The sequence below is a fragment of the Streptomyces sp. GbtcB7 genome (assembly GCF_019091445.1).
GTDB lineage: Bacteria > Actinomycetota > Actinomycetes > Streptomycetales > Streptomycetaceae > Streptomyces > Streptomyces mirabilis.
Map to the genome: position 1 here is coordinate 1 of NZ_JAGXJM010000589.1, position 238 is coordinate 238.

Genomic DNA, 238 nt, shown 5'->3' on the forward strand with positions numbered 1-238 from the left:
GTCATTGGCGACACTCTGGTTTCTGGTAGCGCCATTCTAGGTTCGAGACCTGGTAGACCCGCTCCAATCTGCGGAAACGCAAGATCTCAGGCCCCCGTTGTGTAGCGGCCTAGCACGCCGCCCTCTCAAGGCGGTAGCGCCGGTTCGAATCCGGGCGGGGGTACAGAGTCCTACGGGCCTCCACTCCGGTGGGGGCCCGTAGGCGTTTCCCGGCCGGCCCCGCGCCCCGTCGTACGGC

Annotated in this window: 1 tRNA gene; it reads left to right on the forward strand. The window is 66.8% G+C overall.

Features of this window, described 5'->3' with window-relative positions:
• The first annotated feature begins 90 nt into the window (after positions 1-90).
• Positions 91-163: transfer RNA gene (locus tag KVT44_RS56930), tRNA-Glu, on the forward strand.
• Positions 164-238: the final 75 nt, after the last annotated feature.